The 17435-nt window shown below is 41.2% G+C and carries 14 protein-coding genes and 1 other annotated feature; of the genes, 4 read left to right on the top strand and 10 right to left on the bottom strand.

All coding sequences use genetic code 11. The features are described 5' to 3' along the window. Positions 1–59 precede the first annotated feature (59 nt). Both Q3C15_RS02990 and Q3C15_RS02985 read right to left on the bottom strand, forming a co-directional pair. Positions 60–1061: a rod shape-determining protein gene (locus Q3C15_RS02990; protein ID WP_057906842.1), complete on the bottom strand. Its 1002-nt coding sequence runs from the start codon at positions 1059–1061 to the stop codon at positions 60–62. Between the two features lie 80 nt (positions 1062–1141). After that, complete coding sequence (locus tag Q3C15_RS02985; protein ID WP_204778875.1) at positions 1142–1363, bottom strand: cold-shock protein; 222 nt, start codon at positions 1361–1363, stop codon at positions 1142–1144. A 105-nt stretch (positions 1364–1468) separates the two neighbouring features. On the opposite strand from Q3C15_RS02985, the gene Q3C15_RS02980 reads away from it, so the two are divergent. Then, a complete protein-coding gene (locus Q3C15_RS02980) occupies positions 1469–2197 on the top strand; it encodes a sulfite exporter TauE/SafE family protein (protein WP_204778876.1) in 729 nt (242 codons plus the stop codon). On the opposite strand, the gene radC is transcribed toward Q3C15_RS02980, so the two are convergent. The 7 genes from radC to ezrA all read right to left on the bottom strand — a co-directional run bounded on the left by radC (position 2194) and on the right by ezrA (position 12201). Continuing rightward, positions 2194–2865: a DNA repair protein RadC gene (radC, locus tag Q3C15_RS02975; protein WP_204778877.1), complete on the bottom strand. Its 672-nt coding sequence runs from the start codon at positions 2863–2865 to the stop codon at positions 2194–2196. The two genes, Q3C15_RS02980 and radC, sit on opposite strands and share 4 nt — an antisense overlap. Positions 2866–2908: 43 nt before the next feature. Beyond that, the gene (locus Q3C15_RS02970) at positions 2909–3562 is read right to left on the bottom strand and encodes an HAD family phosphatase (protein ID WP_204778878.1); all 654 of its coding nucleotides are present in this window, start codon (positions 3560–3562) and stop codon (positions 2909–2911) included. Then, positions 3552–4880, bottom strand: a complete 1329-nt coding sequence (locus Q3C15_RS02965) for a folylpolyglutamate synthase/dihydrofolate synthase family protein (protein ID WP_289554529.1) — start codon at positions 4878–4880, stop codon at positions 3552–3554. Before Q3C15_RS02965 ends, Q3C15_RS02970 begins: the two co-directional genes overlap by 11 nt. A gap of 74 nt (positions 4881–4954) precedes the next feature. Further along, positions 4955–7621 carry a valine--tRNA ligase gene (locus tag Q3C15_RS02960; protein WP_289554528.1) on the bottom strand — a complete coding sequence of 889 codons (2667 nt, stop codon included), beginning with the start codon at positions 7619–7621 and terminating at the stop codon, positions 4955–4957. A 58-nt stretch (positions 7622–7679) separates the two neighbouring features. Then, positions 7680–7903 (bottom strand) — a binding site (T-box leader). Positions 7904–7941: 38 nt separating this feature from the next. Beyond that, positions 7942–9159, bottom strand: coding sequence for a tRNA uracil 4-sulfurtransferase ThiI (gene thiI / locus Q3C15_RS02955; protein ID WP_064208479.1), 1218 nt, complete (start codon positions 9157–9159; stop codon positions 7942–7944). Positions 9160–9171: 12 nt separating this feature from the next. Continuing rightward, entirely contained in the window at positions 9172–10320 is a 1149-nt protein-coding gene (locus Q3C15_RS02950) for a cysteine desulfurase family protein (protein ID WP_278851709.1), read from the bottom strand. Between the two features lie 162 nt (positions 10321–10482). After that, a complete protein-coding gene (gene ezrA / locus Q3C15_RS02945) occupies positions 10483–12201 on the bottom strand; it encodes a septation ring formation regulator EzrA (RefSeq protein WP_289554527.1) in 1719 nt (572 codons plus the stop codon). Between the two features lie 347 nt (positions 12202–12548). On the opposite strand from ezrA, the gene rpsD reads away from it, so the two are divergent. Together rpsD and Q3C15_RS02935 are read left to right on the top strand one after the other, a co-directional pair. After that, positions 12549–13154: a 30S ribosomal protein S4 gene (rpsD, locus tag Q3C15_RS02940; protein WP_057827697.1), complete on the top strand. Its 606-nt coding sequence runs from the start codon at positions 12549–12551 to the stop codon at positions 13152–13154. 90 nt (positions 13155–13244) lie between these two features. Then, the gene (locus Q3C15_RS02935) at positions 13245–13712 is read left to right on the top strand and encodes a YueI family protein (protein WP_278851712.1); all 468 of its coding nucleotides are present in this window, start codon (positions 13245–13247) and stop codon (positions 13710–13712) included. Positions 13713–13735: 23 nt separating this feature from the next. Here the strand turns inward: Q3C15_RS02935 and Q3C15_RS02930 are convergent, their stop codons facing one another. Next, positions 13736–15739: a hypothetical protein gene (locus tag Q3C15_RS02930; protein WP_289554526.1), complete on the bottom strand. Its 2004-nt coding sequence runs from the start codon at positions 15737–15739 to the stop codon at positions 13736–13738. A 113-nt stretch (positions 15740–15852) separates the two neighbouring features. Between Q3C15_RS02930 and Q3C15_RS02925 the strand changes: the two genes are divergently transcribed. Then, a complete protein-coding gene (locus Q3C15_RS02925; RefSeq protein WP_278851714.1) occupies positions 15853–17148 on the top strand; it encodes a replication-associated recombination protein A in 1296 nt (431 codons plus the stop codon). The last annotated feature ends 287 nt before the right edge of the window (positions 17149–17435 follow it).

Below are 17435 nucleotides of genomic sequence, written 5' to 3'. Positions count from 1 at the left end.
TCCTCAAAATAAAAACCGTATCATTTTAACCCGCGATGATACGATTTTTAATTGCCATGTTATTTCTTCATTACATCAATATTCTTTAATGATTCACCTGTACCAATGGCAACACAATCTAGTGGTTCTGAGGCAACAAATACTGGAACCTTCGTTGCTTCTGAAATAACTTCTGGTAAATGTCTTAATTGTGCTCCGCCACCAGTTAACACAATTCCGTGATCAATAACATCGGCAGCAATTTCAGGAGAAGTTTCTTCCAACGTTTCCTTGATTGCTGTAATAATTGCTTGAACAACTTCTTGAATTGCCTTCGCAACATCTTCAGGCTTAATTTCAACCGTTTGCGGCAACCCGCTAATTAAGTCACGACCCCGAACGCTTTGACTATCTAATTCTTTAGCAGCCTCAACTGAAGCTGAAGCAACGTCGATCTTCAATTGTTCAGCTGTTCGTTCACCGATCAACAAATTATAATGTTGCCGCACATATGCTGTGATTGCCTCATCAAGCTTGTCTCCAGCCATGCGAATCGAGCGGCTTGATACGATCCCGCCTAATGAGATCGTTGCAACGTCCGTTGTTCCACCACCGATATCAACAACCATACTTCCGGTTGGATCCATTACAGGAAGGCCGGCACCGATCGCAGCTGCAAACGGTTCTTCAATTACATATGCATCCTTTGCCCCTGCGACCTTCGTTGCATCGATCACGGCCCGCTTTTCAACTTCAGTTACTCCACTTGGCACACAAACCATTACGTCTGGCCGGCCTGAATGAGGTTCAAGTGATTTATCAATATAGTATTTCATCATTGAAACCGTCGTATCATAGTCGGCAATTACCCCATCTTTCATTGGGCGAATCGCAACAATGCTTGCTGGCGTTCTTCCAATCATTGCGCGTGCTTCTGAGCCAACGGAAACGATTTCGTCTGTCTTTGTGTTCTTTGCAACCACTGATGGTTCACGTAATACAATGCCCTTTCCTTCTGAAAAAACAATTGTGTTCGCTGTTCCAAGGTCGATTCCAATATTTCTTGCACCAAATCCGAACACTCTTTCTCATCCCTTCGTCCGCTTAATTTAATATTTAGTAAAATTATACCACAGTTAAAATTAATTAAATAGCACTAAAATCAATCGTTCAGTTCGCCATTCAACGGTTCAACTTCGACAGCTTGCATTCCCCGTTTACCTTCAATTTCGACAAACTGAACCCGTTGTCCTTCATCAAGGGTCTTAAAGCCCGGAGTGATAATTGCTGAAAAATGAACAAATAGATCTTTTCCCCGATCATCCGGGGTAATAAAACCGTATCCTTTTTGTTTATTAAACTGATGAACTGTTCCCGTTAACATGATTGACCTTCTTTCTTTACGCAACAAAATTCTATCATATCAAATTTTGATAAACAAGAAATGGTTAATGATATAATGGAAGCATCATTTTAAAGGAGAAAACAAATGACCAGCATTATTTTCATCACACTTATCGGATTTTGTGCAGCAATTATTCAAACAACTGGTGGTTTTGGATTTGGCTCTCTCTTTGTTCCGCTCGTTTCAATGATTGTTGCCTATCGTTATGCAACTTTTATTTCAATTATTACATGTATGTTTTTACAAATCTCAATTATTATTAAATATTTCAAAAAGATTCAATGGCAATTGATCATTGCCCCCGCTATTATTTCATTTTTTACTTCATATCTTGGAATCCATCTGATGGTTGGCTTCTCATCAAAAACAATGGCGGTTCTTCTTGGAATTTTTCTTTGGATCCTCGCGATTTACTTAATTTTAATTGCGCCAAAAGTTCGACTAAAGAAGAATATTTGGGCTGAACTCGGTGTCGGCGCGGTCAGCGGATTTACCGGCGGAATGTTTGCGGTCGGCGGCCCGCCAATGGTTGCTTACTACGATTCCGTCATTGATGATCCGGTTACATACCAAGCAACAATCCAAACATTTTTCTTTTTAACTTCGATTGCGATGGTGACCGAAGACATCCTCTGCATTCACTTATCTTCAAAAATCGGCATCCTCGCCCTTTTCGGAATCATCGGTTGCTTGGTTGGAACTTTTGTTGGAACGAAAATTTTACAACGGATTTCAATGAAAACCGTTCGCAAAATCGCCTACATCGTAATGCTGCTCGCCGGGACATACAACTTGGCGAAGGGAATCTTTTAAATTAATTGCGCTTCCCGAAAACTGAAGTAATTATTTTTACCAATAATAATGTGGTCGAGCAATTCAATTCCTAAAAGCTCACCACACTTCACCAAACGATCAGTTAGTAACTGGTCGTTTTTTGATGGCTCCGGTTTTCCACTGGGATGGTTATGCGCAATAATGATTCGTGCCGCCGTAAACTGAATTGCTAACTGAAAAATTTCGCGGGGATGAACCGTGGCACTATCAAGCGTTCCCTTAAAGATTTCTTTCTCATGAATGATCTGATTTTTCGTATCCAATAGCACGCCATAAAGGACCTCTTGCCGGTTAAATTTCAATTTTTCAATTAAATGGTTTCCAATCATTTGACTGGAACCGACTTGTCCTAAAACAAGCGGTGGCCGCTGCCGACATCGCTTTACAAACTCGCAGACCACCTGCATCCTTATCGCTTTTGTTTGATTATTAAAGTATCTTTCCCAATCGGTTGCAGTCAGGTAACTAATGTGGGTCAAATCAAAATTTTCTGTAAAAAATTGATCTGTCAGTTGCGAAACCTTTCGCGGCGCACAAAACTGCGAAAGTAAAAGTCCAAATAGTTCCCGGTCACTTAACTTAGTTGCTCCATAACGTTTGATCTGCTTTTCTAAATAATCAGCTCGAATTTGATTGGTTAACGTCATTCAAAAACACCTCCATTTACAAATTCGCAAATGGAGGTGTTTTTTAATCTTTAATAAAATCAATCACCGCATTTAAGTCCGGTTGAATCGTTAACGTGTGTTTCCGTTCAAATTCTTCCGGTTGAATATAATCCGGCACCATAATCACTGGGATTTCAGCCCGGTTAGCCGCCTTGATTCCATTGGTTGAATCTTCAATGATGATCGTCTTTTCTTTGTCTGGCCGCCCCGCCTTTTCCCATGCTTTTAAGAAAATTGCCGGTGAAGGTTTGGACTTTTGAACATCATTCGCTGAAACAATAAAATCGAATCGGTTTTCAAAATTCGTTTCTTTAAGGTAAAAATCAATATCTTCCCGATAATTGCTCGAGGCCAATCCATATGGAATATGATGATCTTCTAAATAGCGAGCTAAATCTAAGAAACCCGGTTTAAATTTCAACATTCCTTCTTTTACGACCGGAAGGATTTCATCCCGGCTTAATTCCAAAAAGCGTTTGATCAATTCAGGATCGCCGTAATCTGCGACCATCTGGTTATACATTAGGTCATAGCCGCCACCAATAAACTGTTTATAGTAATCAAATGTGAATTCAAATCCCAATTTTTGAGCTGCTTTTTGGTCAGCAGCAAAATACATCTTTTCAGAATCGTATACGACCCCATCCATATCAAAGATCATTGCATCAATTTTCATTTTCATTCTCCTCATCATTTACAAAGTAATGGCGCACTTCTGAAATAAAGTAAAGCGATCCGGTAAACAGCAAAATATCATTTTCATCCATCGTTTGGACCGTATCAACCAACGCCTGTTGCCACTGGGCAGCAACATTCACTTGCGGAAATTCGTCTTTAACCTTTTGCGGATTGATGACCGGGCGTGGACTATTGAAACGGGTCACCGTGATTTCAACGTTTGCCAATTCCAACAGTTCCGTCAACATCTCTTTCGGTTGCTTATCAGCCAAAATTGACGTAATGATGTGAATCTGCCGATCATGGAACCGGTCCTTTAATAGTTTTGCAATCTTTTTGACTGCCTGAATGTTATGCGCTCCGTCTAAAACAATCAGCGGTAATTCATTTACGCGTTCAAACCTTCCGGGCCACCTCGTTTGGGCAAGCGCCCGCTTAACATCTGCATCTTGCAAATTCCAATGTTCGCTTTCAGCCAGCAGCTCAACTGCCGTAATTGCCAAAGCCGCATTCGAAACTTGGTAATCCCCCATCATTTCAAGATGCAGATTTTTAAGATGATTTTCGCCAAAATCATAATTAAAATTTTCACCCCAACCGTTATTGGGTAACAACGTTGTCTTGATTTGGTCATTAACCTTATATACGGGAGCATTCATCCGCTGGGCTTTTTCCGTAATGACTGCCAAAAGGTCATCTGGCAGATCAGCAACCACCACCGGCGTATCCTGTTTAATTATTCCCGCTTTATTTCGGGCAACGTCTTGCAATGTCGGACCAAGATACTTTAAATGGTCCTCCGCTACTCCAGTAATAACCGATACCAATGGCTGGATAACATTTGTTGAATCATATGTTCCACCTAGTCCAACTTCAATTACCGCGTAATCAACTTGTTGTTCTGCAAAATACTTGAACATAATTGCCGTATCGATTTCAAATTCGGTCGGCCCGCCGCCACGGTTTGCCCAATCATTATCCATTTGCGCAACAACTGGCTGAATTTCACTTACTATTTGAACTAAATCATCATCCGGAATCATTTCACCGTTAATGCAAATGCGGTCATTGAACTTGATAATGAATGGTGAGGTAAACGAACCAACCTTAAATCCGTTTTCAATTAAAAGTTGTCGAATGTAAGCCGTCGTTGACCCCTTTCCATTGGTCCCCGTTACATGAATCATCTTAAGTTTTTGTTGCGGATCACCTAACCGCTTGCAAAAATCGCGCATTCGATCAAGCGTCGGAATCTTTTTGAATTTCGTCCGACCATGAATAAACGCCAAGGCATCCTGATAAGTTAACTGTTTCACGCTGAATCCCCTTCTTGTATCATTTCCTTCATTATATAAAAAGAGAAGATTGAACTTCAATCTTCTCTTTCAAATTATTTATCCAATTCAGCTTGTAATTGGCTGATCCGATCATTAGTTGATGCAAGTTTTTCCTTGTAGTTCGCAAGTTTTTCACGTTCTTTGCCAACCACTGCTTCTGGTGCATTTGCAACAAACTTTTCATTGCCCAGTTTCTTTTCACCGCGCGCAACTTCTTTTTCAAGTTTAGCTGCTTCTCCTTGAAGCCGTTTGATTTCTTCGTTCAAGTCGATCAAATCAGCAAGCGGCAAGTAAACTTCGGCCCCGGTGATCACCGATGTCATTGCTAATGCAGGGGCTTCAACATCCGCATTGATCTCTAAGTGCTTTGGATGACAGAAACGTTGAATGTAATCAACATTGTCTTCGAAGATCTTCTTGGTTTCGTCGTCCTTAGTCTTAATTAAAATATCAATTGCTGATGACATTGGAGCATTTACCTCTGCCCGACTGTTCCGAACAGACTTGATCAATTCGATCAAGTTTTCCATTTGCCGTTCAGCATCTTGATCATCAAATTCAGCGTGAACCTCAGGATACTTTGCAACCACAATTGATTTGCCTTCATGCGGCATCGTTAACCAGATCTTTTCGGTTACAAATGGAATTACCGGGTGAAGGAGCCGTAATGTTTGGTCAAGCACGTAGCAAAGAATTGCTTGGGTGTTCTTCTTTAATTTTTCATCAGAACCATTCAAGTTTTCCTTAGCCATTTCAATGTACCAATCACAGAAATCATTCCAGATAAAGTTGTACATTGCCCGGCCAGCTTCACCAAATTCAAAGGTATCAAAGAAGTGAATAACATCTTTGACTGTGTCGTTCAACCGGCTGATGATCCATTTATCAGCTAATTGCCATTCTTCCTTCGGGGGTAATTCAGCCTTGGTATCTTCATCAAGGTTCATGATTACGAACCGGCTGGCATTCCAAATCTTGTTAATAAAGTTCCATGCGCCATCCATCTTTTGGTATGAGAAGCGAATATCTTGACCTGGCGTTGAACCAGTTGTTAAGAACCACCGTAATGCGTCCGTTCCATACTTATCGATGACGTCCATTGGATCGATTCCGTTTCCAAGTGACTTACTCATCTTCCGGCCTTGTTCATCCCGAATCAAGCCGTGCAAAACAACGTTCTTAAACGGTGTCTTGCCAGTAAATTCAAGGCTTTGGAAAATCATCCGTGATACCCAGAAGAAGATGATATCGTATCCTGTAACCAAAGTACTTGTTGGGAAGTAACGCTTAAAGTCTTCGGCGTCCGTATCTGGCCAACCCATTGTTGAAAATGGCCATAATGCACTACTGAACCATGTATCTAAAACATCTGGATCTTGTTCCCAGTTTTCGGCATCTTCAGGAGCTTCCATACCAACATATGTTTCGCCGGTTTGCTTGTTATACCATGCTGGAATCCGGTGACCCCACCATAATTGACGTGAGATAACCCAGTCGTGAATGTTTTCCATCCATTGGTTCCAGGTATGTTCAAACCGCTTTGGAACAAAGTTGACCTTGTCGCCATCTTTTTGGTTCTTCAATGCCATTTCAGCTAACGGCTTCATCTTAACGAACCATTGCGTTGACAACCGGGCTTCAACTTGAACTCCGGTCCGTTCTGAGTGACCAACACTGTGAACGATTGGTTCGATCTTCAACATGTAACCTTCATCTTGAAGATCCTTAACGATTGCCTTCCGGGCTTCAAAACGATCCATGCCTTCATACTTGCCAGCATTTTCATTCATCGTTGCATCTTCATTCATTGTGTTGATGCGCTTCAAGTTATGCCGGTTACCAACCTTAAAGTCGTTCGGGTCGTGGGCAGGAGTGATTTTAACCATTCCGGTTCCAAATTCTGGATCAACGTATTGATCAGCAATGATTGGAATGTGCCGTCCTTGGAGCGGCAATACAACTTCCTTGCCGACTAATTCCTTGTACCGTTCATCACTTGGGTTAACCGCAACCGCAACGTCCCCAAACATTGTTTCCGGACGGGTCGTTGCAATTTCAATGTAGTGTTTGCCGTTGAAGGTGTAGTCTTCATCAACAAATGGATATTTAACGTGGTAAAATGCGCCTTCGTCATCTTGGTGGATAACTTCAATATCCGATAAGGCAGTCCGGGCTTGCGGATCCCAGTTAATGATGTATTCGCCCCGGTAGATCAAGCCTTTATTGTATAAATCAACAAAGACTTTCCGAACAGCCTTTGATAATCCATCGTCTAAAGTAAACCGTTCGCGGTCATAATCAACAGAGATTCCCATCTTTGCCCACTGTTTGTGGATAATGTCACTGTATTCGTGAACCCAATCCCAAACCTTTTCCACAAACTTTTCACGGCCAAGGTCGTAACGGGTAACGCCTTCTTCACGCAATTGGGCTTCAACTTTTGCTTGGGTTGCAATTCCCGCGTGGTCAGTTCCTGGAACCCATAATGTGTCGTAACCTTGCATCCGCTTTTGCCGAATCAGCATATCTTGTAACGTGTTATCCCATGCATGGCCTAAATGCAGCTTTCCGGTAACATTTGGCGGAGGAATAACAATTGAATACGGCTTAGCCTTTTTATCGCCACTTGGCTTAAAAGCGCCATCTTTAACCCATTTTTCGTAACGACCCGGTTCAACTTCTTTTGGATCGTACTTGGTTGACATATCGATTTCTCTCATCGGTCGATTCCTTTCACTTTTAAATTTTTACTGGCGGATATAAAAAAGCATTGCCGTCACATAGGACGACAATGCCGTGGTACCACCTAAATTGAAAGTGAACTAATTCACTTTCCGCTTAGCTGATTGATGATAACGAACTGTCAGCCAGTCCGGTTATTCTTAATATCCGTTCAGAATAACAGCTCCCAAGCTACAAATATCCGGTCCATTTTGACTTTCGCAACCTCCGTCTTCTCTGTAAAATGAACATCGAATATTCCTCTTGTTCTCTGCTTATAGTTGTATTCTAATCTGCAATTCAATAATCGTCAAGCAGATTACAGGAGTTCAGCAAAGCTTTCTTCATTTGCGTTCATAAATTCATCTGAACTGTTGATTTCAGTAATTTGAATGCCATCCAGTGCCCGTTGAATCAAGCCATCAACATCTAATCGTTCTTCATATTGACGTGCCCGATCAATTCGCGGTTTAGTCTTTGGAGCTGGTGGTGCAAAGACGGTACAGCAGTCTTCAAATGGTTGGATCGATAAGTCAAACGTGTCGATTTTTTGAGCAATTTCAATGATTTCATTTTTATCCATTGAAAGAACTGGCCGCAAAACCGGCATTGTGGTAACATCGTTGATTGCTGCCATACTTTCAAGCGTTTGTGACGCAACTTGGCCTAAGGCTTCACCGTTAAAAATGGCAAGGCCTTTCCGCATCTTGGCAATCTTTTCGGCTAACCGCAACATAAAGCGCCGTTGAATCGTCATTAAGTATCCTTCTGGGACTTCATGTTTGATCGTTTCTTGAATTTCCGTAAACGGAACCTGAATAAACTTGATTGTTCCAACATACGGTGCCAATTTGGCAGTTAATTGCTTTGCCTTATTCAATGCTTGTTCACTGGTATATGGCGGGCTAAAAAAGTGGACCATTTCAATGGCAACTCCCCGCTTCATTGCAAGGTAACCCGCAACTGGTGAGTCGATTCCGCCAGATAACATCAACATTGCCTTGCCTGCCGTTCCAACCGGCAAGCCGCCAGCACCATTGATTTTTCCGTATGATAGGAAAATTCCATCCGGCCGGACTTCACATCTCAAAGTTACATCTGGATCTTTCATTTTAACGTGAATATCATCAAAGGCCTGTAAAATCGTGCCGCCTAAAAGATCATTCATCGCATTTGTGTCATACTTAAACTTATGATCTGAACGCCGGGTATTGATCTTAAACGTTAATCCGGGATGATATTTTTCCTTCATCATTTCGATCGCCATTGCTTGAACTTTTTTAACATCTCGTTCAACTTTTACAGATGGCGAAAAGTTTTGAATTCCAAAAACTTGTCCTAACCGAGCCATTACTTTTTCTGAATCTTCACCGTTTAATTGGATATGCATCCGATCACGATGGGCCGCAATTTTTAAATTTGGAAATTCATGCAATGCTTGGCGAACATTGTATCCTAACCGATCAATAAAATTTTTGCGGTTCTTTCCTTTCGTTGAAAGTTCACCGTAGCGAACCATAATTTCTGAATACTGCATCAAAGTCCTCCATTATGAGTTGATCATTTTAAATTCTTCATATAACTTATCGAAAACGCGATTGAATTCATCCGCCTCTTCAAGCGTATTATGTTCATCAAGACTAACCCGGACCGCTGACGTTGCAATCTTTTCAGGGACTTTCATTGCAGCTAATGTTCCCGCAATGTCACCCTTCTTTGATGAACAAGCACTTGTCGTTGAAATATAGATATCATATTTTTCAAATGCATGCACGATCGATTCACCGCGAACGCCATCAATTGTGAAGCATAAAATGTGCGGTGCAAACGTTTCATCATTCTTTGAGAAAATATGCACTTTATCAAATTGGCTGATATGCTGATAGATTCGATCTTTAATTGCCCGTTGATGAGCGACTTTTTGATCTTCATCTTCCATCAAAAGCCGAAGAGCCTTGGCCATTCCAGCAATTGCTGGCAAGTTTTCCGTTCCACCCCGTAAATTCTTTTCCTGGCCACCGCCGTCGATCAGTGGTTGAACCATCCGGCCGCGCTTTTTGTACATAAAGCCTGTTCCACGCGGCGCATGAAATTTGTGGCCTGAAAATGCAAGAAAATCGACCCGCGGATTCCGAATCAGCTTTTCGACCCCTTTGCCAATTGCTTGAACAGAATCAACGTGAAAATGAATCTTCGGATAATCATTTAAAATTTCAGCAATTTCTTCAATTGGCTGAATCGTTCCAATTTCGTTATTAATTGCCATAATTGAAACTAAAATCGTATCTTTCCGAATTGCCTTGCGCACGTCTTCGGGTGAAACCCGGCCTTCATCATCGACCGGCAGATAAGTTACATCAAAGCCCATTTTTTCAAGGTGTTTCATGCTATTCATGACAGCGGCATGTTCAACGCTTGACGTAATAATGTGCTTTCCGTATGGGCGTTTTTCCATTGCGGTTCCCTTAATTGCCCAATTATCGCTTTCCGTTCCGCCACTTGTAAAATAGATCTCATCCGGATAACAATCCATCAAATCAGCAATTTGCTTCCGTGACTGTTCAAGGAGATTAAAAGCTTTTTCGCCCCACGAATGAAGTGATGATGAATTTCCCCAGATATTTTGACAAACCGCGTCATACGTTTGCAAAACTGACGGATCCATTTTGGTGGTTGCACTGTTATCAAAATATATCATCGAATTATCCTTTCCGTTAAAATTTTATTTACATTTATTCTGGTACGACTCGTAACTAATTTAATCATCTTACTAATTTTTTGTAAAGAGAAAAACGAGCTTGACTCAACCGATTATCCCCTCATCTTCCAACAAAAAAATTGCGGCATCTGCCGCAATTTTTTAATTCATTGGATATTGCCGTTGAGCCTGTTCCCGTGATTCATAATCGTCGGTAATTCGTTTATATGCTCCCGGTTCAACCTCTTCAACTGCATTTGAAATCGTATCAAGTGCATCAACGTAATTGTATTCTTTATTGAATAGTTGACTTGCCTTCTTGTATGCTTCTTCAACTTCCGGATACCGGGTCCGGTAACGGTTGGCATACTGTAAGAATTCTTCAGATAACGTTGCACAATCAATGATTTCTTTGGTCTTATCACCTAAAACATCTAAATCAGATTGCGTATTGATCAATGCCTTCGTGATTTCATCCATATTGATTTGAATTTGACCAAGTGCATCATCAAGGTTTTCGATTTCATCGCTCACCTTAAAGAAGTAATCCGTATACTCCCGTGAAAGCCCAGGTAAATTCAACTTCTCAACATCCCGGCGCATCCGGTGAATTTCAAGGTCGAATCCTTGGACAGCCTTTTGGGCTTCCTTTTCTTCTTTCCAAAGATTTGAAACCCCGTCATTGATTTCTTTTTGCTTCTTTTCAATCTTTGTCAGCTTATCAATGTTATCTTTTTGCCGTTTCAATTCATCGGAATAGATCACGCCTTCTGAGCGCTGTTTCGTAAAGCTATCAAAGTCTTTCCGAATTGCTTGAATTTGAACTTGAAGGTCATGAGCATCCTCAAATTCATTATGCGTTAATTCGTAATTTTGAGATAACCGATCCAAATCGATCAGTAATTCATGTTCTTGGCGTTCAGCATGTTCAACAAAGTCTTGATAATAGTTGTAATTCTTTTCAACAACCTTGCGTGCCCGGTATTCTTGATCAATCTCATCATAAACCTTGTCGATCTCCGTTGTGAGCTTTTCATCCAGCTTGGTGGCATTCTTCAAATCAACCTTCTTTAAGTTTTCGAAGTTCTTATCAACCATCTTTTGGATGTCAGCAAGCTTCTTTTTTAAATCTTCGTGGAAAACATACTTTTCTTTTAACAACTGATCAACCGCACTGTTTAACTCTTTAAGTTGATCAGGAAAGACGCTCTTCAAGTTTTTAAAAATTGGCGGAATCTTTTCAACCTTTTCTTCCATTTCAGCAGTTGCATCTTGCAAATCTGAAAGTGGTTTAGCTGATTTGACGTAATCGCCGCTTTCCATCAACTTCGTATAATCATTGAATTGTTGTTCCAATTCGCCAAGCTGTTCTTCAAGTTTGTCGCTGCTTGGGCCAAATGAAAAGCTCTTGGCAAGAAGCGTTTTCCGAAGGTCCTTATACTTTTCGCTTAATTCTTCAACCGCTTTTTGATGTTCTTCCGTGACTTTGCGGATATTCTTCAATTCTTCTTTGATTTTTTCAAATTGAGCAGCCGTTCCGCTTAACTTTTCGTCAACATCTTTCAATTCATGGTTGGTCCGTCCAAATTGATAATGCTGATTCAGCTCACGCAAATCATTCAACAATTCTGAAATTTCAGGAAGCTTGCGGTTGACGATCTCGCGGTAGTCCTTATCAACCTTTTCAAATTCCGTTAAACTGTCACCCGATAAATTCAACTTGCTGATTTCAGCCAGCTCCTTTTCGAGTGAATTTTCCGTGATTTCATTTACCTTGGCTTGGTAAACCTCAATTTGCTTTGCTTTATGGCGTTTAAACAAGTACACTCCTAAGTAGATCACTAACGCAATAATAATTAGTGAAATCAAAAAGATAACCATAAAATCCCATCCTTCGTCCGTACAATTATTTGAATCAATTCTTATTTAAAATAACCACTAATTTTATTCTCCATAATTATACCATATAAACGGGCATTCCTATTAAAATGTTTAATTATAAATAAATTCAAAGTCACCCATTGACTTTCATGCTGCAGACCGGTACAATGGCAATTGTGTAAAATAATGCAGCAGTAGACGGTAAGAACGTCAACAGTTGGTTGCCATTTTGGTTCTGCAAGTAACTTTTCGGCTGCAAAAGCGAACGTCTAAAATCAACTGCACGAATACTAAGTCTGCACCGTTATTTTACTCCATAAAAAATACATTTTTGGAGGAACGATATTATGTCTCGTTATACAGGTCCATCATGGAAGGTTTCACGTCGTTTAGGAATCTCCCTTACAGGCTCAGGTAAAGAATTAGCACGGCGTCCATACGCCCCAGGTCAACATGGTCAAAGCCGGCGGAAGTTATCAGAATACGGTATGCAATTGCGTGAAAAGCAAAAGTTACGTATGATGTACGGCATGACAGAACGTCAATTTGCTAATACATTCAAACGTGCCGGCAAGATCCGTGAAGGTAAACACGGTGATAACTTCATGATTCTTTTGGAACAACGCTTAGACAATGTTGTTTACCGTTTAGGTTTAGCAACAACTCGTCGTCAAGCACGGCAACTTGTTAACCACGGTCACATCACTGTTGATGGCAAGCGCGTTGATATTCCATCATACGAAGTTCAACCAGGTCAAGTAATTTCATTACGTGAACGTTCAAAGAACTTACAAATCGTTAAGGATGCTTTGGAAGCCGTTGTTGGTCGTGCTCCATTCGTATCATTTGACGAAGACAAGATGGAAGGTACATTAGTTCGTTTACCAGAACGTGACGAATTAGATGCTAACATCGACGAATCACTTATCGTTGAATACTACAACAAACTTTAATAATTTATCAATTATTAAACGGAAGGCTGCAACAATTGCGGCCTTCTTTTTTTATCTGATATAATAACGATACTTAAAGGAGGTTGAACCATGACTGATGAATTACAAGAACATCTCAACAAGGGAATGTATGGGACCCCGAAATTAAAACCTGACGAACAGCGCAAATATCTTGGCACCTTTCGCGAACGGGTTGACTTAACCGTGACGTTTGCGCAGTTGAATTCCGAGAAATATTATCCGGCAATTCAAAAAGAACTTGAAGCGCATCCTAAATACCGGATGACGATCAATGGCAGCGTTGATCAAGACCAGTTAAGCCGGCTAATTCAAATTGCCAATTCAGCCAACGCTGCATTTACCTGCAGTTCTGATTTGACCCTCCCCCACGCAGCTTCTGATTTAGCAATCGTGATTGCTGCTCCTCATCAAGCCATTCATACTGAAATCGTTGATGTTGCTCTGCGCTATCCGCTTGATAACAATGCAACAACAGTATCCGATAAAAAGCCTTCAAAGCATCGTTTTTCATTAAAAGATTTATTCCATAAAAAATAAAGGTTTGGCATTTCGCCAAACCTTTATTTAAATTGGGCAACAATTTCTGCCGCGACATCGCGTTGCTGATTCAACGCCATTTTTTCATGCGGTTGAAATGCTCCGCTTGCATGGGCGCCTAAGAAGACCGCTAATTCAGGGTGTTCTTCTGAATATGGTTGATAAATATTGCTAAAAATCATATCAATGAACCCATCCCGCATTTGAAGCTGGGTCGCAATCTTTTCGAGTAATTGAATGTACGTCTGGTCCGCATCATTCAATGCATCTACACTTTGGAAGTGTGAACCGGTGAATGAATCATAACGGAGTAATACTTGGATTCCACGAGGAACAACTTGATCCAACGTCAATCCCTGCATCATTAACGTCTTCCGTTCATTGCGGCCAAGTTCAAACTTTTTATTTTCAATCAATTGTTTTAATGTTTTCCGCCCGTCACCAACAACATTTTCCGGAACCCGTTCAATTAGGCTGGCAACTTTTCCATTCAAGATCAATGCCTGGTAAGTTGAACCCGTTGAAACCTGTTCAATTAAAACCTGTGAAGTTTGCTTCAACATCACCCCGACACTTTCAACAAACTCTTTCTTACTTGGAGCCATCCGATACAAGATTCCGTGGGCATCAGAGTGTCCATTCGCATTTTTCAGAACAACGGCCTTTTCTTTAATCATCGGATAAAGCCGAATTGCCTGGTCAACCGTTGTGATTTTCCATGAAGGTTGAATTTGAATTGCAAGGTTTCCGACCAATTGCTTTGCCAATTCTTTGTTATCCCAAAGTTTTGCCGTTACCGCCTGATCCAAGTCGCTTTGCAAACCGTTCCAGACATAATGACCGTTAATTTCAACAATATCCTGGCCATTATCGATCACCTGGTAGTCCATTCCTGCTTCAAATGCAGCCTGTAAAATCCGCATTGAATTTGCAGATAACTTCGATGATTGCCCTTTGGTCGTTCCGGCATAGGTCTTTGCAAGCAGAAACTTTAAAAGCGACTGACTGCCTTGTTCCCGCAGTAAGCGTGCTGCCAAGGTCTGCATTCCGTCTTCCAGTTTAACTTTGATTGCTTCAACAGTTCCGTTCCAATTTTCACCGTAATTAAAATCAACCGCGAAGTGATTCAAATTATCAATTAATGACTTAAACTTCGCCATTTCATCAATCTTCCGGAAAGGACTTGCGGCTGCGACTTTAAGATCTAATTCCCGTGAAGCCTTAACTTGAGCCATCAACTGGTCGTTTGCCACGCCTTCACTCATTAAAAAGTATCCAACCATTACATCAATCAGGTTCAGAATATTCAGTCCAATTCCTAATTGACTATCCGGATTAAAGTCTAATTTTCGAAGCGTTAACGCCGTGATGCCCTGTTGATGATCAAATTGACCTTCAAACGCAACTTTGCCAAGCGCATTTTTCGTTCCTAAATAACTTTTAACCGCCCGAAAATCCGGTTGAAAATCTTGAATTCCGTTTAAAAGATCAAAGGTTAAGGTCGACCGCCGCGTCCGCCCATCAAGATCATTAAAAAACGCTAGCGATGATCCTGTAAGGTAGGTTAAAAGTGGCTGACTCAATTCAAACCCTTGAGCAAGTTTCAAGTAAATTTGATTTCGAAAATCATAGTAATCAATCTTGTATTGCTTGAATTTGCGTTGATAAAGTTCCAAAAAGAGCTGTTCTGGAAGCTGGATCGAAATCGTCATGCTACTGTTTTCGTCGGCTGCCAGTGGCCACAATTTAAATCCATGGGTTGCTAATTGATGTTTCAAAAAACGTAATTGAAGTTGAACTTCCTGTTTCACCCGTTCAAGCCGATATGCTCGCGGTTGAACAAGTTCAATGTGGTTCCCGTTAATATGTAAATATTGATTTTCATCGATCATCGATGCGATGTCATTGACCGCATTGCCATTTTCATCAACAACAAGGTAAATCTGCCTCATTGAATATTTAAAATTATTTAAAACGTCAATTAATCCTTCTTCATTGATCGTTTTTCCGATTTCATCTAATTTCATGTTAATTCATCCTGTTATGCTTGATTTTACTATAATTATACTCAATTTTATGTTTAACGGGTACCCTTTAAAAGTGCTATAATACTAGAAAATTACTGAAAGGAAATGACATCATGGCATTTCATCCATTAGCATACCGGATGCGCCCGCAAAACCTTGATGAAATCGTCGGGCAGCAACACTTGGTCGGCCCCGGAAAAATTATTCGCCGGATGGTCGACGCTAAACTGCTTTCGTCAATGATTCTTTATGGACCGCCCGGAACGGGAAAAACCAGCATTGCAAGCGCCATTGCCGGATCAACTAAATATGCCTTCCGGAAACTGAATGCCGCGACGGATTCAAAAAAAGCGCTTGAACAAGTCGTTGCTGAAGCAAAAATAAGCGGAACCGTCATTTTGATGTTAGATGAAATTCATCGTTTAACCAAACCAAAGCAGGATTTTCTTTTACCCCACCTTGAAAGCGGGCAGATTATTCTGATCGGAGCGACAACTGAAAATCCATACATCGCAATTAATCCCGCAATTCGGAGCCGGACTCAAATTTTTGAACTTAAGCCGTTAACTGCAACCGACATTCGCCAAGCCTTAGAACGTGCGCTTCACGATGAGAAAAACGGCTTAGGATCATTTAACGTCGTCCTTGATGACGCCGCCCTCGACCACCTTGCAAACGCGACGCACGGTGATTTGCGCAGTTCACTGAATGCGCTTGAACTTGCAGTTAAATCGACGCCTGCAAACGATGACGGTGAAATCCATATTACGTTGAAAATTGCTGAGGAATGCGTTCAACGCAAAGCATTAGTCCATGATAAAAATGGCGATGCCCACTACGATGTCGTTTCCGCCTTTCAAAAATCGATTCGCGGATCCGATGTTGATGCCGCTTTACATTATTTGGCACGCATGGCCGATGCTAACGACCTTCCAAGCGTGACCCGCCGCCTTTTAGTAATCGCATATGAAGATGTTGGTTTAGCGAACCCGCAAGCGGCTGCACGAACCGTGGCAGCCGTGATTGCCGCTGAAAAAGTTGGATTTCCGGAAGCCCGAATTCCGCTTGCTGAAGCAGTCATTGACTTATGCTTATCCCCCAAATCAAACTCCGCAATCAGTGCAATCGACAAAGCCCTTGATGACCTACACCAAGGAAATTACGGTGAAATTCCGGATTGGCTTAAGGATCCGCACTATCAGGGAGCTGAAAAACTTGGGCATGGTGTTGGGTACAAATATCCGCATGACTACCCGCACGACTGGGTCAAACAGCAATATCTTCCTGACAAGATCAAAAATCGGCATTACTACCTTCCGAAAGAGAACGGGCGTTATGAAAAAGCCCTTGCGGAACAGTATTACCGCCTTGAAAAATTTAAGGGACGCCCGCCGACAAAGAATGAGTAGTTTCTAATTTGAAAAAAGATTTTAAGCGTGTTAAGATACTGTCAGAATATTTCTATGGTGTACGCATTGTCTCATCAATGTAAGGTTGACCGAACACTTTTAGACATTAGGATCACGATATTTGGTGGCTGGCAGGCTCATTTCACTTGAGAACCAAAAGCCATCTTAAGTGGTCCGTTCCTGCTAACATTGCGGGTTCAACTACACGAGACGATTAACGGCACTAATGGAGCAATGAGGATGTGAGCAATCACATCCTTTTTTGATATAATAAATTAAAGAAAATT

Origin of the sequence: Ligilactobacillus sp. 110_WCHN, assembly GCF_030518115.1 — a bacterium.
Taxonomy (GTDB): Bacteria; Bacillota; Bacilli; order Lactobacillales; family Lactobacillaceae; genus Ligilactobacillus; species Ligilactobacillus aviarius_C.
Note: the sequence above shows the minus strand (reverse complement) of the source record. Positions and strands in the feature narration are given on the sequence as shown.